Here is a 25,357-nt window from a genome sequence, read left to right as displayed (position 1 = left end):
GCGAAATATGGAAAAGGTTGTCATTGTTGATGCTATTCGCACCCCGATGGGTCGTTCTAAAGGCGGGGCCTTTCGCGACGTTCGGGCAGAAGATCTCTCCGCGCACCTGATGCGTAGCCTGCTCTCGCGCAACCCGCAGTTGGAAGCCGAGGCCATTAACGATATCTACTGGGGCTGCGTGCAGCAGACGCTGGAGCAAGGTTTTAACATCGCCCGCAACGCGGCGCTGCTGGCGGAAATTCCGCATTCGGTGCCCGCCGTTACGGTGAACCGGCTGTGCGGCTCTTCCATGCAAGCGCTGCATGACGCAGCCCGTATGATAATGACCGGCGATGCCGAGGTTTGTCTTGTGGGCGGCGTAGAGCACATGGGCCATGTGCCGATGAGCCACGGCGTTGATTTTCATCCAGGCTTAAGCCGTAACGTGGCGAAGGCGGCGGGCATGATGGGCCTGACAGCGGAAATGCTCTCGCGCATGCATGGCATCAGCCGCGAAATGCAGGACGCGTTCGCCGCGCGCTCGCACCAGCGCGCCTGGGCCGCAACCCAGGCGGGACATTTTAAAAATGAAATCATCCCTACCAGCGGGCACGATGCCGATGGCGTGCTGAAACGCTATGACTACGACGAAGTGATCCGTCCTGAAACTAACGTGGAAGGTCTGGCGGCGCTGAAGCCCGCTTTCGACCCGGTAAACGGCACGGTGACGGCGGGGACTTCTTCCGCGCTCTCGGATGGCGCCGCCGCGATGCTGGTCATGAGCGAATCCCGTGCCCGTGAACTGGGCCTGACGCCGCGAGCGCGCATTCGCTCCATGGCGGTAGTGGGCTGCGATCCTTCGATTATGGGCTATGGTCCGGTACCGGCTTCAAAGCTTGCGCTGAAGAAAGCGGGGCTATCCGCCAGCGATATCGATCTTTTTGAAATGAACGAAGCGTTCGCCGCGCAGATCCTGCCCTGTATTAAAGATCTGGGTTTAATGGAGCAGATCGACGAGAAGATAAACCTCAACGGCGGCGCCATTGCCCTTGGCCATCCGCTCGGCTGCTCTGGCGCGCGCATCAGCACAACGCTGGTTAACCTGATGGAACGGCGCGACGCCCATTTTGGCCTCGCCACCATGTGTATCGGCCTGGGTCAGGGTATTGCGACGGTATTTGAGCGAGTCTGAGTCTTTTTCTGAGTTTAGTTGCCGTTCTTCCCGCCTGTCAGGGGCGGGTTTTTTCTTTTATACTGCTTTTGTTATGCTGCTTTTTTCGCCAGGACGGCGTGGCTACTGACAAAGGTACTTACCGTGAAAAAACGCTCTCTTCTTCCCTTACTTTCCTGCCTTCTGGTTTTTCCCGCGCTGGCGCAAACCGCTTCTGGCGAGCTGACGCTGGTGCAACGGTGTCTGGATGAGGCCAAAAAGGAGTTAAAAGAGAACCCGGAAGCGCTGGCAGCATTCAATGCGATAAAAGTCGTGCCTGATAGCGTTCAGGTCGAGCGGTACGATCGCGATATTGGACGCCAGCATATCGCCACGCAGCTCACGGCAACCCTGAGAAGCTCAACGAAACCGAGCGTCATGCTGTTATGCCTGCTGGAAGACGATAAACCGTTGTTTACGTTTATCCGTTAAACAGGCAGTTTCATTTGCGGCTCCCCCTCCCCTGGCCGGGAGAGGGAAAATCATCAAATAAACGCGAACGCGTCGCCAAACAGGCGATCTTCCCGGGCGTTGCGTTCGTTGCAGAACAGGTCACGCGCGATTTTCGCCATTTCAAAGCGGCCGGCAATATAAATATCGTGTTCCGCCAGCGTACCGAAATCCTGTAAAACCGCCGTCAGCACGGTACCGCTGCGCCCACGCCATTCCCCTTCGGGCTGCTCCACTACCGGCTCCACGCGAAGGTTAGGGTGATTAACCGAAAGCGCTTCCAGTTCCGGCAAATCATAAAGATGTTTCTCTTCACGCCCGCCCCAGTAAATGGTGATATCGCGGTTCGGGTTGCGCGCAAGCGCAGTCAGCAGAATAGAGCGCACATAAGAAAAACCGGTGCCGCCAGCAATGAGAATAAGCGGTCGCTCCTCTTCATCGCGCAGCCAGGCTTCGCCGTGGGGCATGTCCACCATAATCTCACGCTCTTTCAGAATGCGATCCATCACCGCCATCGCGTAGAGATTCAGTTCCGAAGCGCCAATGTGCAGCTCGATAAAAGCTTGCTCATCTGGCGTAGAGGCCATGGAGAAAGGACGCTTATCCCGTTCGTCCATCACCACCATCAGATACTGGCCCGCGCGAAAAGAAAACGGCGCTTCAGGCACTAAACGGACGCGATACACGGTATCTGTGATGGCTTCTACCGAGGTCACTTTACAGCTTAAGGTTGTCATGCGTTCCCTCTGTCGGGTCAATAATGCAAAACCGCAACGGCAGCGCGTCAGGCGCTTTTACCGTCATTGAAAATGGCCAGTTCATTCCAGATAGCATCTACGCGCGCTGTGACCGCAGGATCTTTTTTAATGGGACGGCCCCATTCGCGCTGCGTTTCGCCGGGCCATTTGTTTGTAGCGTCCAGTCCCATTTTCGAACCAAGACCGGAAACCGGCGAGGCGAAGTCCAGATAATCGATAGGCGTGTTTTCCACCATTACCGTATCACGCGCCGGATCCATACGCGTAGTGATAGCCCAAATCACATCGTTCCAGTCACGCGCGTTAACATCGTCGTCGCAGACGATAACGAACTTGGTGTACATAAACTGGCGCAGGAAAGACCAGACGCCCATCATGACGCGTTTAGCATGCCCGGCGTACTGCTTCTTAATGGTTACGACCGCCAGGCGATAAGAGCACCCTTCCGGCGGCAGATAAAAATCGACAATTTCCGGAAACTGCTTTTGCAGGATCGGCACAAATACTTCATTCAACGCCACGCCCAGGACTGCTGGCTCGTCCGGCGGACGTCCCGTGTAAGTGGAGTGATAAATCGCGTCTTCGCGCTGCGTAATGTGCGTGACGGTAAAGACCGGAAAGTTGTCTATTTCATTGTAATAGCCGGTATGGTCGCCATAAGGGCCTTCCGGCGCCATTTCACCCGCTTCAATATAGCCTTCCAGCACGATTTCCGCGCTGGCGGGTACTTCCAGATCGTTAGAAATGCATTTCACCACTTCCGTTTTGGTGCCGCGCAGCAGCCCCGCGAAAGCGTATTCAGAAAGGGTATCCGGCACCGGCGTGACCGCGCCAAGAATGGTGGCCGGATCAGCGCCAAGCGCAACAGAAACCGGGAACCGTTCGCCCGGGCGCGCCGCCTGCCACTCCTGAAAATCAAGCGCGCCGCCGCGATGCGAAAGCCAGCGCATAATAAGCTTGTTTTTACCAATCAGCTGCTGGCGATAAATACCAAGATTTTGTCGTTCTTTATGCGGCCCACGGGTGACCGTCAGTCCCCAGGTGATCAACGGCGCGGCATCTTCCGGCCAGCACTGCATAATGGGAATGCGGCCGAGGTCAACCTCTTCCCCCTGAATGACTTTCTGCTGACAAGGCGCGCCGCGCAGCCGTTTCGTCGGCATATTAAGCACCTGTTTGAACTGCGGCAGCTTATCGAACAGATCGCGAAATCCGCGCGGCGGCTCCGGCTCTTTCAGGAATGCGAGCAGCTTGCCCACTTCACGCAGGGCGGAGACATCTTCTTGTCCCATTCCCATCGCCACGCGTTTCGGCGTACCGAAAAGATTGCACAGTACCGGCATGCTGTAACCCTTTGGATTTTCGAACAGCAAAGCGGGGCCGCCAGCCCGCAGCGTGCGGTCGGCAATTTCGGTCATCTCCAGGTGGGGATCGACGGGAAGCGAAATGCGTTTGAGTTCGCCCTGCTGCTCCAGCAGCGCAAGAAAGTCGCGTAGATCGTGATATTTCATGCAGTTAATCATGCCCTCGGATTAAGCTCTCCATTATACGGCCTTCACGGCGCTCACGCCGTAGTTTTGTTAAATTAACGTGAATCCGGGCCGCATGCCATTATGGCTTCCGTTATAATGGACCTTAGCGATCCCTGGGTGGTTTTGTTATGCTTGCCGGTCCGGCAACAAGGCAATAATAAGAAGAGTTATTATGCGATCCTGGTATCTACTGTACTGCAAACGTGGGCAGCTTCAGCGTGCGCAAGAGCATCTTGAGCGCCAGCAGGTCAATTGCCTGACGCCTATGATTACGCTTGAGAAAATCGTGCGGGGAAAACGTGCTGCGGTCAGTGAGCCTCTCTTTCCCAATTACATGTTTGTAGAATTCGATCCGGAAGAGATTCATACCACCACCATTAGCGCAACCCGCGGCGTTAGTCATTTTGTCCGCTTTGGCTCGCAGCCGGCCATGGTGCCGATGACGGTCATTGAACAGTTGCAGAATTGCCAGCCCGAAGACGTTATTGACCCGACAACGCCTTATGAAGGCGATAAAGTCGTCATTACGGAAGGGGCGTTCGAGGGCCTGGAGGCGATTTTTACCGAGCCTGACGGCGAGACGCGTTCAATGTTGCTGCTTAATCTGCTGAATAAGCAGGTTCGCCAGAGCGTGAAAAATACCGATTTTCGTAAGGTTTAACCCACATCGGCCTGCATGCGCAGGCCGATCTGCTGAATCAGTGGGCGGCTTCACCGACTACGCCGCCCGCGCCTGCACCTACGGCAGCCCCTTTTAGCACGCTTTTGCCTGTCGCCGCCGCAACGCCCGCACCGACAACCGCCCCAACCGCGCCACCCTTACGCGCCGCTTTGCCCTTATCGCCTTTTTTTAGCATTGCGCCAGCGCCAGCGCCCACCACGGCGCCGCCAACGGTGCTTTTAACACTCTTGCCGGCAATCGCGCCCGCCGTGGCGCCCAGAACGGCGCCAGTCGCGGTTTTGTCGATAGCGTGCGCCTGACCGACCAGCGCCATACATAAAATAGCTATTCCCATAATTTTCTTTTGCATGATTTCTTCCTTCACAATGTCGGGCCAATGCCGACGCAAAGAATATCACTGCAAAGAAGCGGCTAGCCCGGCATCTGTGTGCACTTCTGTACGGCTGCGGCTCTCTTTACTGCGCAGCAGCGCGCGAAAAAAACAGGCGCGCGACGTTTTCATCGGTAACCTGCTCCAGCCAGCGCGCGTCTTCGCCACGCCAGGCGGCGACACGCTCAAGAATATGCGGCAGGAAACAAGGTTCGTTACGGCGTGAAGCAGGTTTAGGCGTAAGGTCGCGCGGCAGCAGATAGGGCGCGTCGGTTTCCAGTAATAATTTATCGGCAGGAATAACCGGCAATAGCTCTCGCAACGCCAGCCCGCGGCGTTCATCACATACCCAACCGGTAATGCCCAGATAAAGCCCGCGCGCCAGACACGCTTTCGCTTCATCTTCGGTACCCGTGAAGCAGTGCAGCACAGCGCCGGGTAGCTTATCGAGCCACGGATCCAGCAAAGCGAGGAAGCGCTCATGCGCCTCGCGGCAGTGCATAAAAACCGGCATGCCGAGTTCAGCCGCTATCGCCAGTTGGGCGCTGAAGGCGCGCTCCTGCTCTTCAGGCGTAGAAAAATTGCGGTTAAAGTCGAGGCCGCACTCGCCAATCGCCACTACCTCCGGCAAGGAAGCCAGCTCTCGCAGGCGCTGCGCCGACGCTTCGTCCCACTGGCTGCTGTCGTGGGGGTGAACCCCGGCGGTGGACCAGCATCTGTCGTATTGTTTCGCTAGCTGTTGCGCCTGCGTGCTTTCATGCAGGTTCGTGCCGGTAAAAAGCAGACCGTTCACCCCTCCTGCATGAGCGCGAGCAATCACCGCATCACGATCTTTCTCAAACTGCGAGCTGGTGATATTCAGGCCAATATCAAACATAGCACTTTCCATATAAAAACCGCCCTGACGGGCGGTAGTGAATTACTCTTGCGACTCTTCTTCCGGGTTTTCCGGCCGACGCTTGCCGACGTAGAACCTGGCGAAGAAGACCCCTACCTCAAACAGACAATACATGGGGATAGCCAGCAGCGTTTGCGAAAAGACATCGGGCGGCGTAAGCAGCATGCCGACGACAAACGCCCCGACCAGCACATACGGGCGCTTCGCCTTGAGATCTTCCGGCGTGGTTACGCCAAGCCAGCACAGCAGCACAATGGCGACGGGCACCTCGAACGACACGCCAAACGCCATAAACAGCGCCATGACGAAATCAAGGTAGCTTGTGATATCCGTGGAGACGACCACGCCAGCGGGCGCCGTTTTGGTTAAAAAACCAAATGCCAGCGGGAACACCACAAAATAGGCGAACGCCATCCCGATATAAAAAAGCAGCGTGCTGGATACCAGCAGCGGCACCACCAGGCGGCGCTCATGCTTGTACAACGCGGGGGCGATAAAAGCCCATACCTGGTAGAGGATAACGGGCGCCGACAAGATGACCGACACCATAATGGTCAGCTTGATAGGGGTAAAAAACGGCGAAGCCACATCGGTGGCGATCATGGTGGCGCCAAGCGGCATCTGAGAAATAAGCGGCGCGGCGACCAGCTGGTAAATATCGTTGGCGAAGTAGACCAGCGCCAGAAATATAACCAGCACCGCAAGGATGCAGTTCAGCAGCCGCTTGCGCAGTTCAATCAGATGACTGATTAGGGGTTGGGTATCTTCAACAGCCATGTTCAGGGTTTATCACTTGTTGGGGAAGCCGGTTCCGGGTTATGGGAGGCGGCAGGCTCAGCTTTTTGCGCTGTTGCCGCAGGCTGCGGTTTTGCCACAGGCGTCTCAGCGGCAGGCTTCGCGATGGCGACAGGCTTATCGCTTTGCGCCTGCGCGGTTGCGGGCGGCACGGGCGTTTCCGTCGCCGCAGGCTTCTGCGCCGGCGCTTCAGCCTGATGTTCCGCCGTGCCTGGCGTCACGCCTTCATGGCTCGCCTCGTTACCTTTCACCAGCGGATTATGAATGGTGTGCGCCTCGTCACTGGCTTTTTCCGGGTCGTTCGCCGTGTAGGAACGCTTCATGGATTCCGCTGCCTGGCGCAATTCATCCATCGACTCCTTGAGTTCGGGCGTCAGGTTATTCAGGCTCGCTTTTTCCACTTTCTTCAGGCTGTCCTGCAATTCCTGAATTTTCAGCTCCTGAGAAAGTTCGTTTTGTACGGTTGTGGCCAGTGAGCGCAGCGCCCGAATCCAGCCTACTACCGTTTTCACCGCCACAGGCAAACGTTGCGGCCCCAGTACAATGAGGCCGATGACAAAGACAAGCAGCAGTTCGCTAAATCCAATATCAAACACGAATTACACCTGCTCTTTGTCGTGACGTTTCGCCTCGTCGGGTTTGGTTTCGTCAGGCTTATCAGTGATAGATTTCGCGGTGAAATCAGCATCCTGCTGATGCGGCGTCTCTTTTTTATCATCATCGCTCATCGACTTTTTAAAGCCCTTGATAGACTCGCCAAGGTCAGATCCCAGAGAACGCAATTTTTTGGTGCCGAAAAGCAAAACGACGAGAACGGCAATGATTAACAATTGCCAGATACTGATGCCACCCATAAAAACCTCAGCTACTAATGAAGAAGTATCAGGCCGCATTATAAATCACGCGGCCATTCCATGACGATAAATTCAGCTCGACCGCCGCCAGCCGATAAGCCAGACGACCAGCCCCCCTGCAATCAGCCAGGCGGGCGTCATCTCCCAGTCGGGCCGGTTAATAAGCAGCAGCGTGCCGCTCAAAAAGAGCGTGGCGCCGACGCCAAACAGGTAACGAGACTGCCCCTGCCGGACGCGGTGAGCGTGCAACTCATTGGCAATCTTATCAACGCTTTGTTGCAGTTGTTTGCCCTGACGCAAACTGTTGTAAACCAGTTCCGGCAGATCCGGCAGTTTTTCCACCCAGTAGGGCGATTTTTCTTTCACTGCGCGCACCAGCGCCGGGAAGCCCACTTGATCTTTGATCCAGGTTTCCAGAAAAGGTTTCGCCGTTTTCCATAAATCGAGTTGCGGATAGAGCTGACGCCCTACGCCTTCAATATAAAGCAGCGTTTTTTGCAGCAGCACCAGCTGCGGCTGCACTTCCATATTAAAGCGACGCGCTGTGTTAAAGAGGTTCAGCAACACATGCCCAAACGAGATTTCCGCCAGCGGTTTTTCAAAAATAGGCTCGCACACGGTACGGATCGCGAACTCAAACTCTTCAACGTTGGTATCAGGCGGTACCCAGCCGGAATCGACGTGCAGCTCCGCCACTTTGCGATAATCACGGTTAAAGAACGCGATAAAGTTTTCCGCCAGATAGCGTTTATCTTCTTTGTTAAGCGAGCCGACAATACCGCAGTCGATACCGATATACTGCGGATCCTCCGGATGCTCATAGCTGACAAAAATGTTGCCTGGGTGCATATCGCCGTGAAAGAAGCTGTCGCGAAAGACCTGGGTAAAGAAAACGCGTACGCCGCGCTCGGCCAGCAGCTTCATGTTCGTGCCGTTTTTCTCCAGCGCCGCCACATCCGAAACGGGAATGCCGTAAATGCGCTCCATCACCAACATGTTCTGGCTGCAATAGTCGGAGTAAACCTCCGGCACATAGAGCATTTTGCTGTTTTCAAAATTACGGCGCAGCTGGATTGCGTTAGCGGCTTCTCTAAGCAGATCCAGTTCGTCAATCAGCGTTTTTTCATATTCGCGCACCACTTCCAGCGGGCGCAGACGGCGACCATCCGGCATCAGGCGCGGCACCCAACGGGCAAGCCGGTAGATAAGCTTCATATCGGCCTGAATGACCGGCAGGATATCAGGACGAATCACCTTAATGACCACTTCCTGCCCGGTCTCTTTTAGCCGTGCGGTATGAACCTGCGCAATCGAGGCGGAGGCCAGCGGGTTGATATCGAAATCGTCAAACCAGGTTTCAACAGGAATGCCGCCCATCGCTTTTTCGATTTGCCGCTTCGCCAGCACGCCGTCAAAGGGCGCCACGCGGTCCTGCAACAGCGCCAGCTGATCGGCTATCTGCGGCGGGAAAAGATCGCGGCGGGTCGACAGCATCTGACCGAATTTAATCCAGACCGGACCCAGCTCCTGTAAAGCCAGACGCAGGCGCGCGCCCAGTTCTTTATCTTTATGCCGGTTAGGCATCCAGAACAGGCCGCGTCGCCAGAGGCGCAGCGGTAGCGTAATGCGCATGCGGGGAATGAGCTCGTCAAGCCCATAGCTTAGAAAGGTCTGAACGATGAAATAAAGGCGCCGAATTTCACCTGGCGTCATTTGCCCTCCAGTTTATCCAGCCGTTTGGTTAATGCGTCAACGGAGCGCTCAACTGCCGCGATCTCCTCAGAAAACCAGGCCACTTCAAGGCTTCCTGGCGCGACTCGCCACTCTTCGGTCAGGGTCTCCGCCAGGTATTGCTGATTGCGGCTAAACCCTTTTTTAAGCAGGGAACCGCCACGGCGCACTATTTTGCTGATGCCTTCAGCGGCGATATCGCCCGTGTAGGGCGCAAGCACCTCTGCCGGGTCAAACTCCGCTAAATCCAGCAGCGCGACAAAGTTTTGTACCACCTGCAAATCGCCCTGCACTTCCAGTTCGCCGCTGCGAATAAGCACAGTCAGCTGCTGCCTGTCCTGCAACTTAGGCAGCACCGACAGCCGGGTAATGACCGAGCAGTCCGCCTCGCCTTCCCACTGGCTCAAAACGTCCAGCTGTTTTTCACTGAACGACAGCACCAGCGGCGCGGAAAACTCCTTCAGCACCACCCGCAATACCTTTCCCTGTAAGCGCTGACGAGCGCCTTTCAGCGCCTGCTCGCGATAAAGAAACGTATTAAGCACGCCCTCTATGCCCGCCGTAATAAGGGGTGTGAATGGCATCCGCTACCTCCTTTGTCAGAACTTGTAGCCGCGATGCAGCGCCACGATGCCGCCGGTCATATTGTAGTAATTCACACTTTCAAAGCCTGCATCTTCCATCATCGCCTTGAGCGTATCCTGATCGGGATGCATGCGGATAGACTCTGCCAGGTAGCGATAGCTCTCTGCATCGTTCGCTACCATTTCGCCTACGCGCGGCAGAACATGAAAAGAGTAGGCATCATAAGCTTTGCTAAGCGGTTCGATGGTGGGTTTGGAAAATTCCAGCACCAGCAGACGGCCGCCCGGCTTCAGTACGCGGAACATAGAACGCAGCGCTTTTTCTTTGTCGGTTACGTTACGCAAACCAAAAGAGATAGTGATGCAGTCGAAGGTGTTATCGGGGAAAGGCAGCGCTTCGGCATTCGCTTGGACATACTCGACGTTGCCGACCACGCCGGTATTGCGCAGCTTTTCGCGGCCCATTTTCAGCATCGAGTCGTTGATGTCCGCCAGCACTACCCGACCGCTCTCGCCCACCAGGCGGGAGAATTTAGCGGTCAGGTCGCCCGTGCCGCCAGCGAGATCCAGCACGCTCTGCCCGCGACGCACGCCGCTACAGTCAATCGTAAAGCGCTTCCACAGACGATGAATGCCAAAAGACATCAGGTCGTTCATGATGTCGTATTTCGCGGCCACAGAATGAAACACCTGCGCGACTTTATCGGCTTTTTCCGTTTTCGCTACAGTCTGGAAGCCAAAGTGCGTTGTTTCTTGTGAATCTTCAACCATCTCAGTGCCTGCTTATCAAGAAAATGTTCGTGAAGTGTAACAGATTGGGCGCGTTTGCCCTATGCTTCAAGGCCGCCGCTAAGCGGCCTCTTAGCTTTCGCCCGCGGCGCGGTAAGCCGTTAAGCTATTGTCATTTATAGCGTCCTTTGACGCATTCTGCCCATCCGGCAACGGCCATGCTTCCTCTTCCTGGCGGGCCTGCTCGGCTAAATCCGGATTAATCTCGCGTTTAATTTCCACGCCGAGCGAACGGAAAGCTTCCGCCTGGACCAGCAAATTACCCCGCCCGGAGGCGAGCTTTTTCATGGCCTGACGATAGCTGTCGCCCGCTTTATCAAGGCACTGGCCAATGGCCGTCATGTCATCCACAAACAGGCGCATCTTGTCATAAAGACGGCTGGCCCGTTCGGCGATGAGCTGGGCGTTGCGGCTCTGATGTTCATAGCGCCAGAGATTGGAGATCGTGCGAAGCGCCACCAGCAAGGTCGTTGGGCTGACCAGCATAATGTTATTTTTCAGCGCCTCGTTGATAAGTTCCGGTTGCTGGTCGATAGCCAGCAGGAAAGCGGGCTCGACCGGAATAAACATCAGCACGTAGTCCAGCGAGCGTAGCCCCGGCAACTGCTGGTAATCTTTACGGCCCAGCAGCCGGATATGGTTGCGAACAGAAGCGATATGTTCGTTAAGCGCCAGGTCGCGGGTGTAATCATCTTCAGCATTAAAGTAGCGTTCATAAGCCACCAGCGTCATTTTGGCGTCGATAACCACATCTTTGCCTTGCGGCAGACGCACGATCACGTCCGGCTGCATGCGGCTGCGGTCGGCGAGTTGAATATTGACCTGCATTTCATATTCATGCCCTTCGCGCAGGCCGGACGCTTCAAGCACGCGCGACAGCACCACTTCGCCCCAGTTACCCTGCGCTTTATTGTCGCCTTTCAGCGCACGCGTAAGGTTTATCGCCTCCTGGGCCATTTGCGTGTTCAACTGTTGCAGATTGCGGATTTCGTGCGCCAGCGTATGACGCTCGCGCGCTTCCTGACCGAAGCTTTCCTGCACCTGGCGGCGAAAGCCGTCGAGCTGCTCGCGAAGCGGCGTCAACAGCCCGTTCAGGCTCTGGCGGTTCTGCTCCTCCACCCGACGGTTGCTCTGTTCAAAAATGCGGTTGGCGAGGTTTTCAAACTGCTCGCTCAGGCGCTGCTCGCTGTTCATCATCTGACGAATTTTTTCTTCAGCGTGCAGTTGCGTGGATTCAAGACGGGTGGTGACTTCGCGCAGGTCAGATTCAAGCGAGCTGTTGATCTCCCGCAGGCTGCGCAGTTCGTTATTGAGGAGTTCGCATTCGTCGCGCCAGTGCTGGCTTTGCTCAAGCGAGGCTTTCGTGGCGCTCAGTTCGCCGTAAATATCGCGCTGTTCTGCCAGCAGTTCCGCCCTCTGTTGCGCCGCCCGCTGGCTTGCTATCAACCAGCCTACCAGCACGCCCGCCAGCGCGATTATCGCCAACAAAAAATATGAGCTTTCCACAACGCCTCCTGCCTGAACGGCTACTTACGCCAGCAGCGATTGTGCTGTACAGATGTCCAGACGGGAAGCGTTTTTCTGTAAGGCGCGCCATTCCTGCGAGAAATCGCGCAAAAAGGCCGACATATGTCGGCCTGAGGGGGATTAAATCAAGCGGCGCGCCGCTTCGACCACGATCTTCACCGCGTGGCTCTCGGTCTGCTTCATGGTTTCCGCGTTCGGAATTTCCTGCTGGGTGCGGTTGACGATAACGCCCGCCACCATGCCGGCGCGAAGCCCCTGGCTTGAACACATGGTCAGCAGCGTGGCGGACTCCATCTCATAGTTCATGACGCCCATCGCCTGCCACTCTTCCATAGATCCTTTAAAGCGGCTGACTACGCGGCCGGAGAAGGTGTCGTAACGCTCCTGCCCGGGATAGAAGGTGTCTGAAGAGGCGGTTACGCCAACATGGGTGGTCGCGCCTACGGATTTCGCCGCTTCTACCAGCGCGGTGGTGCATGCGAAATCTGCAACCGCCGGGTATTCCATCGGCGCAAAGTGCAGGCTCGCGCCATCCAGACGAACAGAGGCCGTGGTAACCAGCACGTCGCCGACATTGATATGAGGCTGAATGGCGCCCGTGGTGCCGATGCGCAGGAAGGTACGAATACCCAGTTGCGCCAGCTCTTCCACCGCGATAGAGGTAGACGGGCCGCCGATACCGGTAGAACAGACAACAACGGCTTTGCCATCCAGCTCGGCGCGCCAGGTCGTAAATTCACGGTGCGAAGCGAGCTTAACCGGGTTTTCCATCAGCGCAGCGATTTTCTCCACGCGCTCCGGGTCACCCGGCACGATAGCAAGCGTGGCCCCCTGCAAATCGGTTTTGGTAAGGCCAAGATGAAAAACGTCAGACCTGGACATAAAAGACTCCTCTGTGGGTCGGTTGGTCAGAAGAAGTAAAACGGCACTTTACAGAAGCTGCTCGCCCTTTTTCGTGACAGGATTCACTTTGATATAAATGGCTTGCATGATTTTTCCATTAATTAGTGATGATAGTCACACTTTTCAGCGAGCAATGATAACTTTCTCTTTCACCCGAACCGTTTTTGTTCAACGGTGAATCCACCATCGCAGGCTATAGTTATCGGATGCGCTAAAAAGGGTACGGAGAATGCCATGACCAGTAACACAACAACAAACGACAAGCCGGGTTTTGCCCCGTCAGTTTCTCCCGTTGCTTCAACGGTAGTTCACACGCCGGAAGATGCCATTCTGGCAGGCGAAACGTCCATTCCTTCACAGGGCGATAATATGCCCGCTTATCACGCCCGCCCGAAACATGCCGACGGCCCGCTGCCGGTGGTTATCGTGGTGCAGGAGATTTTCGGCGTACATGAGCACATTCGCGATATTTGCCGCCGTCTGGCGCTGGAAGGGTATCTGGCCGTCGCGCCGGAACTCTATTTCCGCCAGGGCGACCCGAATGATTACAAAGACATTTCCACGCTCTTAAGCAATCTGGTATCGAAAGTGCCAGACGCGCAGGTGCTGGCGGACCTCGATCACGTCGCCAACTGGGCCGCGCGCAACGGTGGAGATGCGCATCGTCTGCTGATCACCGGCTTTTGCTGGGGCGGACGTATTAGCTGGCTTTACGCCGCGCATAATCCGCAGCTGAAAGCCGCAGTGGCCTGGTATGGCAAATTGCTGGGCGATAAGACGCTGAATTCGCCAAAGCATCCGGTGGATGTGGCGACCGACCTCAACGCGCCGGTGCTTGGACTGTATGGCGCGAAGGATACCGGCATTCCGCTGGATACGGTGGAAACCATGCGCCAGGCGCTGCGGGCGGCTAACGCCAATGCTGAAATCATTGTCTATCCCGAAGCGGGACATGCCTTTAATGCGGATTACCGGCCGAGCTATCATGCCGAATCGGCAAAAGATGGCTGGCAGCGCATGCTGGAGTGGTTCACGCGCTACGGCGCGAAAAAAGGATAAATAGATCGCCCGGCAACACCGGGCGATTTTCTTTTCAGGCTTCACTTCAGGCAGACGGCGAAGCGCCTCGCCAGCAAAATAAAACCTATGCCTGACGCAGGTTCTGCGCCGCTTTCACCATGTTGGCAAGCGCCGCGCGGGTTTCCGGCCAGCCGCGGGTTTTCAGCCCGCAGTCCGGGTTAACCCATAAACGCTCCTGCGGCACGCGCTGGGCCGCTTTTTTCAGCAGCGCCTCTATCCATTCCACGCTCGGCACGTTCGGCGAGTGAATGTCATACACGCCTGGCCCAATTTCATTCGGGTACTCGAACTCTTCGAACGACTCCAGTAGTTCCATATCCGAACGCGAAGTCTCAATGGTGATAACGTCGGCATCCAGCGCGGCAATGGAGTCCATGATGTCGTTGAACTCGCAGTAACACATATGGGTGTGGATCTGGGTTTCATCTTTCGCTACTGCGGCATTCAGGCGGAAAGCTTCCACTGCCCATGCCAGATACGCGTCCCAGTCGCTGCGCTTGAGCGGCAGCCCTTCACGCAGCGCCGGCTCGTCAATCTGAATGATGCCGATGCCAGCCGCTTCCAGATCCGCCACTTCATCACGCAGCGCCAGCGCAATCTGCTTAGCGATGGTCTCGCGAGAGACATCCTCGCGCGGGAAAGACCAGCAGAGGATGGTCACCGGGCCGGTCAGCATCCCTTTCACAGGCTTGTCAGTCAGCGACTGGGCATACTTTGCCCATTCTACGGTGATCGGCTCCGGGCGGCTCACATCGCCAATAACCACCGGCGGCTTCACGCAGCGGGAGCCGTAGCTCTGCACCCAGCCATTTTGCGTAAAGACAAAGCCATCCAGGTGCTCGCCAAAATATTCCACCATGTCGTTACGTTCGGCTTCGCCATGCACCAGCACATCCAGCCCCAGCCGCTCCTGCTCGGCAATGGCCTGCTTAATATGCTCAGCAATGCCGGTACGGTAATGGTTCGCGTCCAGATTGCCTTTTTTGAAATCCAGGCGCAGGCCGCGGATCTCTGTTGTTTGTGGGAAAGAGCCGATGGTCGTGGTCGGCCAGTCCGGCAGTTTAAAGCGGGCGCGCTGGGCTTCGGCGCGCAGCGGGTATGCATGGGCGCGCTGGCTGTCCGCCGCCGTGATAGCCGCAAGACGCTTGCCGACCTGCGGATTGTGAACGCGAGCGGAATGGCGGCGAGCCTGGATCGGCGCGCTCCACTGGTCAATTTTCGCCGTGTCGCCGCTGTTCAGGGCGTCGCGCAGCAGCGCCAGTTCCTGACATTTTTGCAGCGCGAAGGCGAACCAGCTTTTCACTTCGTCATCGAGACGGGTTTCCACGCTAAGATCGATAGGGCTGTGCAGCAGCGAGCAGGACGATCCGACCCACAGTTCGCGTTTGCCCGCCAGATCTTTAAGCTGCGCATATTTTCCTGAGAGATCCGCGCGCCAGACATTGCGGCCATTCACTACGCCTGCGGAAAGCAGCCATTCGGCAGGCAGGCGGCGATGCAGTTCGTTAACATCATCTTTGCCATGAATCAGGTCAACGTGCAGCCCCTGCACCGGCAACGCGGCGATGGTCTCAAGGTTTGCCGTCACGCCTTCAAAATAGGTGGTGAGCAGCAGTTTGGTTTGGCCCGTAAGCGCCTCATAGGCGGGTTTGAACGCTTCCAGCCACGCCTGCGGCAGCTCCAGCACCAGCGCGGGCTCGTCAATCTGCACCCACTGAATGCCGCGCTTCGCGAGCTCCGCCAGGACCTGTTGATAAACCGGCACGATGTCGCCAAGAAGCGAAAGGCGGTCGAACTGCTCGCCCTTCACTTTACCGAGCCACAGATAGGTAACCGGCCCCAGCAGAACAGGCTTAACGTGGTGGCCAAGCGCCAGCGCTTCGTCTACTTCCTCAAGCAGTTGTGTCCAGGCGAGCTTAAACTGCTGGCCTTTGGTGAATTCCGGCACCATGTAGTGATAGTTGGTGTTAAACCATTTGGTCATTTCAGCCGCCGCCGCCGGCTCGCCGGTTGGCGCGCGGCCGCGACCGATGCGAAACAGGGTATCGATGTCGACCGAGCCATCCGCGTTCTGATGACGAGCCGGCACGTTGCCAAGCAGCAGGCTGGTGGTCAGAACATGGTCGTACCAGGCAAAGTCGCCCACCGGAAGCAGATCGACACCCGCCGCTTTCTGCTGTTCCCAGTGGCGCGCGCGCAGTTCGCGGCCCACCGCCAGTAATTCCTCACGCGTGGAATTGCCCGCCCAGTAGCTTTCCTGCGCTTTTTTCAGTTCGCGGCGCAGGCCGACGCGAGGGAATCCGAGGGTATGGTTATGAATAGTCATGATGTTCTGCCTCTCTTAACGATGAATCCGCTCAATGCGCGAATACCAGAAAATGAATCTGTCCATCTCTTAATCAATCCGTAGTATTTCGGATCCTCTCCCGTGGGGGAGAACTCGTCATAATTCGACTTGCAGATGCGTTGGCTTTCCTCGCTTGCCCCAGTCACTTATCGAGTAGGCTCCTGGGAACTCGCTGCGTCGCCGCCTTTTTGCAAAACGAATTATGACGGGTTTGGACGTCCAGATGTTTACACATCCATAATCCGCAGGTACTGTATATTCCTCAAGCGCAAATTCCTCATGGCGAAGTGAAGGACTTTCATGATCGAAATAAAACACCTGCGAACGCTTCAGGCGCTGCGCAACTGCGGCTCTCTGGCGGCGGCGGCGGCCTCGCTGCACCAGACGCAATCCGCTCTTTCTCATCAGTTCAGCGATCTTGAACAGCGGCTCGGTTTCCGGCTGTTTGTGCGTAAAAGCCAGCCGCTGCGTTTTACGCCGCAGGGCGAAATTCTTTTACAGCTGGCCGAACAAGTGTTGCCGCAGATTGGCCGGGCGTTGCAGGCCTGCAACGAGCCGCAGCAGACGAAGCTTCGCATCGCCATTGAATGCCACAGTTGTATTCAGTGGCTCACTCCGGCGCTTGAGAATTTTCGCCGCCAGTGGCCGCAGGTGGAGATGGATTTTAAATCTGGCGTGACGTTCGACCCGCAGCCTGCGCTGCAACAGGGCGAGCTGGATGTCGTGCTGACATCCGATATCCTGCCGCGCAGCGGCCTGCACTATTCGCCAATGTTTGATTTTGAAGTGCGTCTGGTGCTGGCGACCGATCACCCGCTTGCCGCCATGACCCGCATTACGCCGGAGGATTTTTCTGGCGAAACGCTGCTGATTTATCCGGTGCAGCGCAGCCGTTTAGACGTATGGCGTCATTTTTTGCAACCGGCGGGCGTAAGCCCTTCGCTTAAGAGCGTGGATAACACGCTGCTGCTGATTCAGATGGTGTCGGCGCGCATGGGCATCGCCGCGCTGCCGCACTGGGTGGTGGAAAGTTTCGAGCGCCAGGGTCTGGTCGTAACCAAAACCCTGGGCGAAGGATTATGGAGCCGGCTGTACGCCGCGGTGCGCGATGGCGAACAGCGCCAGCCGGTTACGGAAGCGTTTATTCGCTCGGCGCGCCAGCACGCCTGCGATCATCTGCCGTTTGTGAAGAGCGCGGAGCGACCCAACGCCGATGGACCCACAGCGAAGCCATTATCACCGCTCCCCCAATAATAAAGCTCGGCCAGTGGGGCTGCTCCTGCCAGATAGCCAGGTTGACCAGCAGCCCGGCCGGGACATGAACGTTGTTCATAATGCCGAGCGTGCCTGCGTCTACCTGGGTGGCGCCGTAGTTCCACATAAAGTATCCCAGCCCTGAAGCCGCCACGCCCAGCCACACGAGGATGCCCCATTGCAGGTCAGTAGTGGGCAGCTTCTGCGGGTTGCCGAGCGTAAACCAGGCGACCACCGCCACCAGAAACGCCCCCAGATAGAACCAGGAAAAGGCGCTGTGCTGCGGCATCGGGCGCGTTTCCATCAGCCGTTTGTAACCTACCATGCCGATAGCGAAGCTGATGTTCGCCAACTGAACCAGCAGCAACCCGGTCCAGAAGTGATCGCTCACTTTGTCGTAGCGGATAATTGCCGCGCCGGCTACCGCCAGCCCAGCGCTTAACGCATAACCCCAGCGAAGCGGGCGCTTACTCAGCACGTCATAAATCAGCGTGATATAGAGCGGCGTGAATACCGTGAACAGCAAAAACTCCGACACGGTGAGGTAAAGGTAAGCCCGAAAACTGAACAGGTACATCACGCCAAGTTGCAGCGCGCCTACCAGCATATAGAGACTGAGCGTTTTTATGCTCTGGCCGCGGGTGCGCAGAAAAGGCAGAAAAACCAGCGCCGCCAGCCCCACGCGCATCAGAACAGAGAAGGTGCTGTCGACCTGCCCCGCCAGATATTCGCCAATCAGGCTAAAAGAAAAGGCCCACAGGATAGTGGTAATAATCAGTAATGCCATTGCACCCGTCTCAGAAAAAAAAGAGAGCGCAATTGTAGCGAAGGCGCTGGTGAAAAGTTGCACTATTTGGTTGACGAGTGGTTATTATCAAACCACTCGTCACGGGAGGAGTTACTCGAGGAAAAGCTTGCGTAAATAACGCGGCACGGCGTTGTCGCCGTTGGTGCCGATAACTTCCAGCTCCGGCAGCAGATCTTTCAGGCGCTGGTGTGCATTGCCCATGATGCAGCCTTTGCCTGCCATAGAGAGCATTTCTGCATCGTTCATGCCATCGCCAAACGCGATGCACTCTTTAAGGCTGTAGCCCATCGCTTTCGACACCGCCTCCAGGGCATGGCCTTTCGACACGCCGCCCGCCATCACTTCCAGGCAGGTTAACGTGGAGAAGCTGACGTTAACGCGATCGCCCCAGCGGGCGTTGATCGCCTGCTCCAGCGGCAGCAGTTTTTCATGCACGTCGCAGGTAAAGAACACCTTGCTTACCCCGCGCGGCTCCAGCAACCCCGGTTCGAACAGTGAATAGTTAAACACCGCCTCTTTGAAATATTTCATCTCATCCGGGCGGTGTCGGTTGATAAACCACTCATCGTCGCGGTAGACGTTGGTGATGATGTCAGGATTGTTATGCATCATCCCAAACAAATCGGTAGCGATATCGGCTTCAAGGTTATGGGCGAACACCAGGTTGCCGTCGGTGTCATGCACCCGCGCGCCGTTAGAGGTGATCATATAAGCCTTGATCTCCAGCCCGTCGCGGATCTGCCCGACATCGACATGATGACGCCCGGTGGCAAAAACAAAGTGGATGCCGCGGGCGGTCAGCAGCCTGAGCGTCTCTTTGGCGTAGGGAGAAAGGGTATGGTCCGGAGAAAGCAGTGTGCCGTCTAAGTCAGACGCGACAACCTGATACATAAGATGAATTTAACCTCTGGTAAAGCGACAAGAAGGCTGGCCGCGGTAATCAGTTATGCGCATCGAAAAAATCAACGATGGCAGTCAGGGCTTCGGCACGCATGCTGTCCTTTTCAAACAGGATCTCATGGTACGCGCCTTTTATGACGTAAGGTTTATCCCCCCAACAGGGATGGCCCGCCGCAGCGCGAAGTTCGCAGAAGCGATCGTGAGAGCGGTTATCCACCACCCTTTCCGCTTCCGCCTGGAGTAACAATAGCGGCGTAGTGACGGCAGTGGCCCCTGCCAGCACCTGTTCTCCTGCAAGGATGCCTTCCCGCACCCAGTGATAGGTTGGCCCGCCGACCCGCAAATCCGGGTCGTCAGCATAAAAACGTAAGTTGCGGCGATAACGCGCCGGGCTATGCGTTAGCACGTTAAGGCTAAAGGGCAACGCGCGCCAGCGTCCGGTGCCGATAGCATAACCGTCGCGCAGATTCGGATAGCCTTCGGCCCAGTCCAGAATCGAGCGAAGCATCCAGTCCGGCAGGCGAATGGTAATGCCGAACATCGGCGCGCAGAGCGCCACGGCGTCAAAAGCCTGCGGCTGGCGCTGCAAAAACAGCGTGGTGATAGCGCCGCCCATAGAGTGGGCCAGCACATAACGCTTGCGCCAGGGGCCGCTTGCCACTTCCTGTTGCCAGAACCGCTCAAGATCGTCGACATAATCGCTGAAATTCACCACATGCCCGCGGTGCGTATCTTCCAGCAACCGGCCGGATCGCCCCTGCCCACGATGGTCGATGATGAGCACATCGAATCCGCAGTGGAAGAGATCGTAAGCCAGTTCAGCGTACTTTACGTAGCTCTCGATGCGTCCCGGGCAGACGACGATGACCCGGTCGTTGCCAGGAGCGCAAAACCGCACGAAGCGCACCGGCACGTCGTCTACGCCTGAAAATTCGTCTTCTTCACGCTGCTGCCAAAAATCCGTAAGCGGCCCCATGGTGAAGGCTGCAAAGGCGCTTTCCCGCCTGGACCATCCTTTTTTATGCTTATGCATCGGTTGCCTGCCCTGTGCGAACGCCAAAAAATGCTTCTTTTGTGACTCGTAGCACAACCCTCTACATTAGCGTATTGTGGCATAAAAGTGCGCAGCCAGGGAATTTCACATGACCTTTGAATGGTGGTTTACCTATCTTCTTACCACGCTCATCCTAAGCCTCTCGCCAGGCTCCGGGGCAATTAACACCATGAGCACCGCCATCAGCCACGGTTATCGCGGCGCGGCGGCGTCCATTACCGGCTTGCAGCTTGGGCTTGCCATTCACATTGTGTTGGTGGGCGTGGGCTTAGGCGCGCTCTTTTCCCGCTCGCTGCTGGCTTTTGAAGTGTTGAAATGGGCGGGCGCGGCTTATCTTATCTGGCTTGGCATTCAGCAGTGGCGCGCCGCCGGGGCGATTGATTTGAACGCCGTAGCGCAAAGCCAGCCGCGTCGCCGCCTGTTTAAGCGCGCGGTTTTCGTAAACCTTACCAATCCCAAGAGCATTGTTTTTCTCGCGGCGCTGTTTCCGCAATTTATCGCCCCGCATCAGCCGCAGGCGGTACAGTACATTATCCTCGGCGTAACCACCGTGGTGGTGGATATCGTGGTAATGATTGGCTATGCGACGCTCGCGACCCGTATTGCGCTGTGGATCAAAGGCCCTCGCCAGATGAAGGCCCTTAATCGACTGTTCGGCTCGCTGTTTATGCTGGTGGGCGCGCTGCTTGCCGCCGCGCGCCAGGCGTAATTAGCGGGAGATAATCAGGTGGATGCCGAAGCCGGCGAAAAGCGCGCCGGCCATGCCGTCGATCCATTTCGCCAGTTTCTGGTAACCGCGGCGCATGGCTGGCAGTGCGAAGAGGCTCGCCACGATGGCAAACCAGGCGAAGGTTTCCAGCGCAATCAGGACAAAAATGCCCATTCGCTCGTGCGAACCGACGTTGTCGCCGACAAACAGCGAAAAGACGCTGCCGAAATAAATAATCGCTTTGGGGTTCGCCAGATTGGTCAGTAAGCCTTTGATAAAGCTGCGTCCGCCGTGCGCCAGCTCCACCGCGGGCGCTTCGGTTGAGGGCGCGCCCTTTTTCAGCGCGCCGCGCAACATCTGGTAGCCCATCCAGCAAAGGTAAAGCCCGCCGCCGACCATAATGGCGGTATGCAGCCAGGCCATTTTTTCCAGGATCAAATGCAGGCCAAGCAGCGCCACGCCCGCCCAGATCATCACACCAAAAGTAATGCCGAGTACGCCCATCATCGCTTCTTTACGGGAGCGGCTAACCGCCGTTTGCGAAACAAAGAAGAAGTCGGGGCCGGGGCTCATCAGCGCCACCAGATGAACCAGCGCCACGGTCAGAAAAAGCATCAGCATAAGAAGTTACTCGCGAGAAAAAGTGCAGAAGAAATATCCTGCCACGTTCGGCCAGGCGTGGCTATTGACGATTACTCATCGTCGCCGTCAACGTGGCTGCGGATAAGCGCCATAAATTCACGGCCAAAGCGTTCCAGCTTGCGTGTGCCCACGCCGTTGATGCCCAGCATTTCGCCCGGGCTTAACGGCATTTGCTCCGCCATTTCGATTAGCGTCGCATCGTTGAAGACCACGTAAGGCGGAATATTTTCTTCGTCGGCAATGGCTTTGCGCAGCTTACGCAGCCTGGCGAAGAGCTTACGGTCATAATTGCCGCCGTAAGATTTCTGCGCCACGCGTGGTTTAAGCGCCGCGACGCGCGGCACCGCCAGCATCAGGGGCGCCTCGCCGCGCAGGAAGGGGCGCGCCGCTTCGGTGAGCTGAAGCGCGGAGTGGGCCGCGATATTTTGCGTTACCACGCCAAGATGAATGAGCTGGCGGATCACGCTGACCCAGTGCTCATGGCTCTGGTCGCGCCCGATGCCGTAAACTTTTAGTTTGTCATGCCCAAGCTCGCGGATGCGCTGATTGTTCGCCCCACGCAGCACTTCAACCACATACCCCATGCCAAAGCGCTGGTTCACGCGGGCAATGGTCGAAAGCGCCTTTTGCGCGTCGAGCAGGCCATCGTAGCGGCGCGGCGGATCCAGGCAGATATCGCAGTTGCCGCAGGGCTGCTGGCGGCCTTCGCCAAAGTAGTTAAGCAGCACCAGGCGGCGGCAGGTTTGCGCTTCGGCGAACGCGCCCATGGCGTTGAGCTTGTGGCGCTCGATATCCTGCAACTGTCCCGGCTGCTTTTCTTCAAGGCATTTGCGCAGCCAGGCCATATCCGCCGGGTCATAGAATAGCATCGCTTCGGCAGGCAGGCCGTCGCGTCCGGCGCGGCCGGTTTCCTGATAATAAGATTCAATATTGCGTGGAATGTCGAAGTGCACCACAAAGCGTACGTTGGGCTTGTTGATGCCCATGCCGAACGCCACTGTCGCCACCACGATTTGCAGGTCGTCGCGCTGAAATTTTTCCTGCACTTCGGCGCGAACCTGCGGCTCCAGCCCGGCGTGGTACGCGCCTGCGCTGATGCCTTTGCTTTGCAGCCGCGCAGCGGTGTCTTCTACCTTCGCCCGGCTGTTGCAGTAAATAATGCCCGATTTGCCGCGTTGCTCCTGCACATAGCGCATCAGCTGATCGAGCGGTTTGAATTTCTCCATCAGCATGTAGCGAATATTCGGGCGGTCGAAGCTGCTGATTTGGATCAGCGGGTCCTGAAGGCCGAGCAAACGCACAATATCCAGACGCGTGGTGTCATCGGCGGTCGCCGTAAGCGCGATAAACGGCACCTGGGGCAAATGCTGGCGCAACTGGCCGAGCAGCGCGTATTCGGGGCGGAAATCGTGGCCCCACTGGGAAATACAGTGCGCTTCATCCACCGCAATCATGGAGAGCGGCCAGCGGCTTAGCTGGTCGATGAAGTTGTCCATCATCAACCGTTCCGGTGCGATATAAAGCAGGCGCACCTGGCCGGTGCGGCAACCTGCAATCACCTCAAGCTGCTGGTCGCGGCTCTGGGTGGAATTAAGGCAAGCCGCCGCCACGCCGTTGGCGAGTAGCTGGTCGACCTGATCTTTCATCAGGGAAATAAGCGGCGAGACGACGACCGTCAGCCCCTCTTTCACCAGCGCGGGAATTTGATAGCACAGCGATTTGCCGCCGCCAGTAGGCATGACCACCAGACAATCGCGGCCTTCCAGCACCGTATTGATGATGGTTTCCTGGCCCGGGCGAAACTGCTGGTAGCCGAAGGTTTCCTGCAAAACCTGCCGAGCCAGCGATTCCTGATTCATAACTTCCGCCTGCGCCACGCTTACCCCGTATACCTGAAAATAAAACAGGCGCTATTTTCAGCGCCTGCGTCGGAAACTGCAATGCTTTAGAACAGATCGTTAAGCATAACCCCAAAGCCAAACCGAGTCTGGTTAAAGTTGTAATCGATTAACGATTCGCCATAACCGCTGTAAAGCTGGGTATACAAACGAACATGTTTTGTGACCGGATAGCTGAAGCCCAGCTCAGCGCCGCCATAACCCGTGTTCCAGTTGTACTGGCCCCTTACGCTCCAGATGGCCTCGCCCCACTGATACCCCACTTTAAGCTGGTAGTAGCCCATATATTTGGTGATATCCGGGTTATCGTCGGTGTTGCCCAGCACATACCAGGGCTTCACTTCCACCAGCCAGTTGCTGTTTTGCGCCATCAGACGAGCATAAGCGCGGTTCCAGCTACCGGAGGTCGGGTCGGAGCGCCCGTTGGAGTTATGGTTATAGCCAAACTCCACATCGCGCAGCGTCCAGCCCCCGAGCGAGTAATCGGTGGCGAAGCCAAGGAACAACTGCGGCTCATAGTTGGTTTCGCGAAACGGCGAAGATTCGCCGCTGTTGGAAAGCTGCCACCATGAACGCTGGGTATAAGAGGCGCCCAGCACCGAGTTATCGCCCACAATGCCGCGCCACAGCGGGAAGGCGAGGCTGATCTGGAATTTCACCTCATCCTTGCGCGCGTTATCAGACCAGTTATAGGACTGAATAGCTTCTTTATTCAGGTCATCCGTTACCGTATAGAGCAGATAGTTGCTCTCGTAAGGGTAAAGCGTGAAAGGGTTGTCATGCTCCTGGAGCATATTGGCAATGATGCTGCCGCGCACGGCGGGGGCATCATGAACTTCTTTAATTGTGGCTTCCTGGCTAAATGCTGTGCAGGGCAACAGACTGGCTGCCGCCAACAAACCCAGAGACTTGCGCATGGGCCATGCTCTCCTGAACTATCGTCGTTATGAATTATTCTGCCGCTGACATTCTAGCGGTTTATTTTTCTACCGGAAGTCCCTCTGTCTTAAAGTTGAACGCAACAATTACGAAGCATAATATCTACATTCAAATAACTTTTTATTGATGGATCGAGGAACGAGCCATGTCCACCACACTGCTGACGCCTGAGGCTGCACTTCAGCTTGTCGGCGAAATCTTTGTTTATCATATGCCTTTTAACCGTGCGCTGGGACTTGAGCTGGAGCGCTACGAAAAAGCGTTCGCCCAGCTTTCCTTTAATAACCAGCCGATGATGGTCGGCAACTGGGCACAGAGCATACTTCACGGCGGCGTTATCGCCTCGGCGCTGGACGTGGCGGCAGGGCTGGTTTGCGTGGGCAGTACGCTGACGCGCCATGACGCCATTAGCGAAGAAGAGTTGCGCCAGCGTCTTTCACGCATGGGCACTATCGACCTGCGGGTGGATTACCTGCGCCCCGGACGCGGCCAGCGCTTCACCGCGACCAGCAGCCTGCTGCGTGCGGGCAATAAGGTCGCTGTGGCGCGCGTTGAACTGCACAACGAAGAACAAGTTTATATCGCCAGCGCTACCGCCACTTACATGGTGGGCTGAGAGCGATACTGATAAACTGCGCGCACTTTACTGCAAAGAGCTTTTCTG

The 25,357-nt window shown here is 56.6% G+C and carries 26 protein-coding genes; 7 read left to right on the top strand and 19 right to left on the bottom strand.

Features of this window, described 5'->3' with window-relative positions:
* The first annotated feature begins 7 nt into the window (after window positions 1–7).
* Together fadA and DW56_RS22910 are read left to right on the top strand one after the other, a co-directional pair.
* Window positions 8–1,171: an acetyl-CoA C-acyltransferase FadA gene (gene fadA, locus DW56_RS15040; RefSeq protein ID WP_024554987.1), complete on the top strand. Its 1,164-nt coding sequence runs from the start codon at window positions 8–10 to the stop codon at window positions 1,169–1,171.
* Between the two features lie 123 nt (window positions 1,172–1,294).
* On the top strand, window positions 1,295–1,621 hold the full coding sequence (locus DW56_RS22910; RefSeq protein WP_035890100.1) for a hypothetical protein: 327 nt from the start codon (window positions 1,295–1,297) through the stop codon (window positions 1,619–1,621).
* A 53-nt stretch (window positions 1,622–1,674) separates the two neighbouring features.
* On the opposite strand, the gene fre is transcribed toward DW56_RS22910, so the two are convergent.
* Both fre and ubiD read right to left on the bottom strand, forming a co-directional pair.
* Window positions 1,675–2,376 (bottom strand): NAD(P)H-flavin reductase, encoded by a 702-nt coding sequence (gene fre / locus DW56_RS15030; protein WP_024554986.1) that lies wholly within the window; start codon window positions 2,374–2,376, stop codon window positions 1,675–1,677.
* Between the two features lie 47 nt (window positions 2,377–2,423).
* A complete protein-coding gene (gene ubiD, locus DW56_RS15025) occupies window positions 2,424–3,917 on the bottom strand; it encodes a 4-hydroxy-3-polyprenylbenzoate decarboxylase (protein WP_110877733.1) in 1,494 nt (497 codons plus the stop codon).
* Window positions 3,918–4,101: 184 nt separating this feature from the next.
* On the opposite strand from ubiD, the gene rfaH reads away from it, so the two are divergent.
* Window positions 4,102–4,590, top strand: coding sequence for a transcription/translation regulatory transformer protein RfaH (gene rfaH / locus DW56_RS15020; RefSeq protein WP_024553897.1), 489 nt, complete (start codon window positions 4,102–4,104; stop codon window positions 4,588–4,590).
* A gap of 37 nt (window positions 4,591–4,627) precedes the next feature.
* On the opposite strand, the gene DW56_RS15015 is transcribed toward rfaH, so the two are convergent.
* The 10 genes from DW56_RS15015 to udp all read right to left on the bottom strand — a co-directional run bounded on the left by DW56_RS15015 (window position 4,628) and on the right by udp (window position 13,041).
* Complete coding sequence (locus tag DW56_RS15015) at window positions 4,628–4,960, bottom strand: hypothetical protein (protein WP_024553898.1); 333 nt, start codon at window positions 4,958–4,960, stop codon at window positions 4,628–4,630.
* Window positions 4,961–5,066: 106 nt separating this feature from the next.
* Window positions 5,067–5,858 carry a 3'-5' ssDNA/RNA exonuclease TatD gene (gene tatD, locus DW56_RS15010; RefSeq protein ID WP_024553899.1) on the bottom strand — a complete coding sequence of 264 codons (792 nt, stop codon included), beginning with the start codon at window positions 5,856–5,858 and terminating at the stop codon, window positions 5,067–5,069.
* Window positions 5,859–5,900: 42 nt separating this feature from the next.
* Window positions 5,901–6,656, bottom strand: a complete 756-nt coding sequence (gene tatC / locus DW56_RS15005) for a Sec-independent protein translocase subunit TatC (protein ID WP_024553900.1) — start codon at window positions 6,654–6,656, stop codon at window positions 5,901–5,903.
* Window positions 6,657–6,658: 2 nt separating this feature from the next.
* On the bottom strand, window positions 6,659–7,270 hold the full coding sequence (tatB, locus tag DW56_RS15000) for a Sec-independent protein translocase protein TatB (protein WP_024553901.1): 612 nt from the start codon (window positions 7,268–7,270) through the stop codon (window positions 6,659–6,661).
* A gap of 3 nt (window positions 7,271–7,273) precedes the next feature.
* Complete coding sequence (gene tatA / locus DW56_RS14995; RefSeq protein ID WP_024553902.1) at window positions 7,274–7,528, bottom strand: Sec-independent protein translocase subunit TatA; 255 nt, start codon at window positions 7,526–7,528, stop codon at window positions 7,274–7,276.
* 72 nt (window positions 7,529–7,600) lie between these two features.
* A complete protein-coding gene (gene ubiB, locus DW56_RS14990) occupies window positions 7,601–9,241 on the bottom strand; it encodes a ubiquinone biosynthesis regulatory protein kinase UbiB (protein WP_024553903.1) in 1,641 nt (546 codons plus the stop codon).
* A complete protein-coding gene (gene ubiJ, locus DW56_RS14985) occupies window positions 9,238–9,843 on the bottom strand; it encodes a ubiquinone biosynthesis protein UbiJ (RefSeq protein WP_024553904.1) in 606 nt (201 codons plus the stop codon). Before ubiJ ends, ubiB begins: the two co-directional genes overlap by 4 nt.
* Window positions 9,844–9,858: 15 nt before the next feature.
* Window positions 9,859–10,614 carry a bifunctional demethylmenaquinone methyltransferase/2-methoxy-6-polyprenyl-1,4-benzoquinol methylase UbiE gene (gene ubiE / locus DW56_RS23230; RefSeq protein WP_024553905.1) on the bottom strand — a complete coding sequence of 252 codons (756 nt, stop codon included), beginning with the start codon at window positions 10,612–10,614 and terminating at the stop codon, window positions 9,859–9,861.
* 90 nt (window positions 10,615–10,704) lie between these two features.
* Window positions 10,705–12,138: a DNA recombination protein RmuC gene (rmuC, locus tag DW56_RS14975; protein ID WP_024553906.1), complete on the bottom strand. Its 1,434-nt coding sequence runs from the start codon at window positions 12,136–12,138 to the stop codon at window positions 10,705–10,707.
* Between the two features lie 141 nt (window positions 12,139–12,279).
* Window positions 12,280–13,041 (bottom strand): uridine phosphorylase, encoded by a 762-nt coding sequence (gene udp / locus DW56_RS14970; protein ID WP_024553907.1) that lies wholly within the window; start codon window positions 13,039–13,041, stop codon window positions 12,280–12,282.
* A gap of 255 nt (window positions 13,042–13,296) precedes the next feature.
* On the opposite strand from udp, the gene DW56_RS14965 reads away from it, so the two are divergent.
* Window positions 13,297–14,121 carry a dienelactone hydrolase family protein gene (locus DW56_RS14965; protein WP_024553908.1) on the top strand — a complete coding sequence of 275 codons (825 nt, stop codon included), beginning with the start codon at window positions 13,297–13,299 and terminating at the stop codon, window positions 14,119–14,121.
* Window positions 14,122–14,206: 85 nt separating this feature from the next.
* Here the strand turns inward: DW56_RS14965 and metE are convergent, their stop codons facing one another.
* Window positions 14,207–16,468, bottom strand: coding sequence for a 5-methyltetrahydropteroyltriglutamate--homocysteine S-methyltransferase (gene metE / locus DW56_RS14960; protein ID WP_024553909.1), 2,262 nt, complete (start codon window positions 16,466–16,468; stop codon window positions 14,207–14,209).
* Window positions 16,469–16,789: 321 nt separating this feature from the next.
* Here metE and metR point away from each other — a divergent pair, with 321 nt between their 5' ends.
* A complete protein-coding gene (gene metR, locus DW56_RS14955) occupies window positions 16,790–17,743 on the top strand; it encodes an HTH-type transcriptional regulator MetR (RefSeq protein WP_024562268.1) in 954 nt (317 codons plus the stop codon).
* Here the strand turns inward: metR and DW56_RS14950 are convergent.
* From DW56_RS14950 to pldB, 3 genes are all read right to left on the bottom strand, one after another.
* Window positions 17,631–18,530 carry a carboxylate/amino acid/amine transporter gene (locus DW56_RS14950; protein ID WP_024551654.1) on the bottom strand — a complete coding sequence of 300 codons (900 nt, stop codon included), beginning with the start codon at window positions 18,528–18,530 and terminating at the stop codon, window positions 17,631–17,633. The two genes, metR and DW56_RS14950, sit on opposite strands and share 113 nt — an antisense overlap.
* Window positions 18,531–18,641: 111 nt before the next feature.
* Window positions 18,642–19,442 (bottom strand): sugar/pyridoxal phosphate phosphatase YigL, encoded by an 801-nt coding sequence (gene yigL, locus DW56_RS14945; RefSeq protein ID WP_024551653.1) that lies wholly within the window; start codon window positions 19,440–19,442, stop codon window positions 18,642–18,644.
* A gap of 49 nt (window positions 19,443–19,491) precedes the next feature.
* Window positions 19,492–20,484 (bottom strand): lysophospholipase L2, encoded by a 993-nt coding sequence (pldB, locus tag DW56_RS14940; RefSeq protein WP_024551652.1) that lies wholly within the window; start codon window positions 20,482–20,484, stop codon window positions 19,492–19,494.
* A 109-nt stretch (window positions 20,485–20,593) separates the two neighbouring features.
* Here pldB and rhtB point away from each other — a divergent pair, with 109 nt between their 5' ends.
* The gene (gene rhtB / locus DW56_RS14935) at window positions 20,594–21,214 is read left to right on the top strand and encodes a homoserine/homoserine lactone efflux protein (protein WP_024551651.1); all 621 of its coding nucleotides are present in this window, start codon (window positions 20,594–20,596) and stop codon (window positions 21,212–21,214) included.
* On the opposite strand, the gene rhtC is transcribed toward rhtB, so the two are convergent.
* The 3 genes from rhtC to pldA form a co-directional block, all read right to left on the bottom strand.
* Window positions 21,215–21,835, bottom strand: a complete 621-nt coding sequence (gene rhtC, locus DW56_RS14930; protein WP_024551650.1) for a threonine export protein RhtC — start codon at window positions 21,833–21,835, stop codon at window positions 21,215–21,217.
* 71 nt (window positions 21,836–21,906) lie between these two features.
* Window positions 21,907–23,733, bottom strand: coding sequence for an ATP-dependent DNA helicase RecQ (recQ, locus tag DW56_RS14925; protein ID WP_024551649.1), 1,827 nt, complete (start codon window positions 23,731–23,733; stop codon window positions 21,907–21,909).
* 68 nt (window positions 23,734–23,801) lie between these two features.
* A complete protein-coding gene (gene pldA / locus DW56_RS14920; protein WP_024551648.1) occupies window positions 23,802–24,671 on the bottom strand; it encodes a phospholipase A in 870 nt (289 codons plus the stop codon).
* Between the two features lie 167 nt (window positions 24,672–24,838).
* Between pldA and yigI the strand changes: the two genes are divergently transcribed.
* Window positions 24,839–25,309, top strand: a complete 471-nt coding sequence (gene yigI / locus DW56_RS14915) for an acyl-CoA thioesterase YigI (protein ID WP_024551647.1) — start codon at window positions 24,839–24,841, stop codon at window positions 25,307–25,309.
* Window positions 25,310–25,357: the final 48 nt, after the last annotated feature.

It is taken from the genome of Franconibacter helveticus LMG 23732 (assembly GCF_000463115.2).
GTDB lineage: Bacteria > Pseudomonadota > Gammaproteobacteria > Enterobacterales > Enterobacteriaceae > Franconibacter > Franconibacter helveticus.
Note: the sequence above shows the minus strand (reverse complement) of the source record. Positions and strands in the feature narration are given on the sequence as shown.

Excerpts from the sequence above, each read along its gene's own strand:
- fadA (WP_024554987.1), top strand. The coding sequence starts at position 8 with ATGGAAAAGGTTGTCATTGTTGATGCTATTCGCACCCCGATGGGTCGT.
- fre (WP_024554986.1), bottom strand. The coding sequence starts at position 2,376 with ATGACAACCTTAAGCTGTAAAGTGACCTCGGTAGAAGCCATCACAGAT.
- rfaH (WP_024553897.1), top strand. The coding sequence starts at position 4,102 with ATGCGATCCTGGTATCTACTGTACTGCAAACGTGGGCAGCTTCAGCGT.
- DW56_RS15015 (WP_024553898.1), bottom strand. The coding sequence starts at position 4,960 with ATGCAAAAGAAAATTATGGGAATAGCTATTTTATGTATGGCGCTGGTC.
- tatD (WP_024553899.1), bottom strand. The coding sequence starts at position 5,858 with ATGTTTGATATTGGCCTGAATATCACCAGCTCGCAGTTTGAGAAAGAT.
- tatC (WP_024553900.1), bottom strand. The coding sequence starts at position 6,656 with ATGGCTGTTGAAGATACCCAACCCCTAATCAGTCATCTGATTGAACTG.
- tatA (WP_024553902.1), bottom strand. The coding sequence starts at position 7,528 with ATGGGTGGCATCAGTATCTGGCAATTGTTAATCATTGCCGTTCTCGTC.
- ubiB (WP_024553903.1), bottom strand. The coding sequence starts at position 9,241 with ATGACGCCAGGTGAAATTCGGCGCCTTTATTTCATCGTTCAGACCTTT.
- ubiJ (WP_024553904.1), bottom strand. The coding sequence starts at position 9,843 with ATGCCATTCACACCCCTTATTACGGCGGGCATAGAGGGCGTGCTTAAT.
- ubiE (WP_024553905.1), bottom strand. The coding sequence starts at position 10,614 with ATGGTTGAAGATTCACAAGAAACAACGCACTTTGGCTTCCAGACTGTA.
- udp (WP_024553907.1), bottom strand. The coding sequence starts at position 13,041 with ATGTCCAGGTCTGACGTTTTTCATCTTGGCCTTACCAAAACCGATTTG.
- DW56_RS14965 (WP_024553908.1), top strand. The coding sequence starts at position 13,297 with ATGACCAGTAACACAACAACAAACGACAAGCCGGGTTTTGCCCCGTCA.
- metE (WP_024553909.1), bottom strand. The coding sequence starts at position 16,468 with ATGACTATTCATAACCATACCCTCGGATTCCCTCGCGTCGGCCTGCGC.
- metR (WP_024562268.1), top strand. The coding sequence starts at position 16,790 with ATGATCGAAATAAAACACCTGCGAACGCTTCAGGCGCTGCGCAACTGC.
- DW56_RS14950 (WP_024551654.1), bottom strand. The coding sequence starts at position 18,530 with ATGGCATTACTGATTATTACCACTATCCTGTGGGCCTTTTCTTTTAGC.
- yigL (WP_024551653.1), bottom strand. The coding sequence starts at position 19,442 with ATGTATCAGGTTGTCGCGTCTGACTTAGACGGCACACTGCTTTCTCCG.
- pldB (WP_024551652.1), bottom strand. The coding sequence starts at position 20,484 with ATGCATAAGCATAAAAAAGGATGGTCCAGGCGGGAAAGCGCCTTTGCA.
- rhtB (WP_024551651.1), top strand. The coding sequence starts at position 20,594 with ATGACCTTTGAATGGTGGTTTACCTATCTTCTTACCACGCTCATCCTA.
- rhtC (WP_024551650.1), bottom strand. The coding sequence starts at position 21,835 with ATGCTGATGCTTTTTCTGACCGTGGCGCTGGTTCATCTGGTGGCGCTG.
- pldA (WP_024551648.1), bottom strand. The coding sequence starts at position 24,671 with ATGCGCAAGTCTCTGGGTTTGTTGGCGGCAGCCAGTCTGTTGCCCTGC.
- yigI (WP_024551647.1), top strand. The coding sequence starts at position 24,839 with ATGTCCACCACACTGCTGACGCCTGAGGCTGCACTTCAGCTTGTCGGC.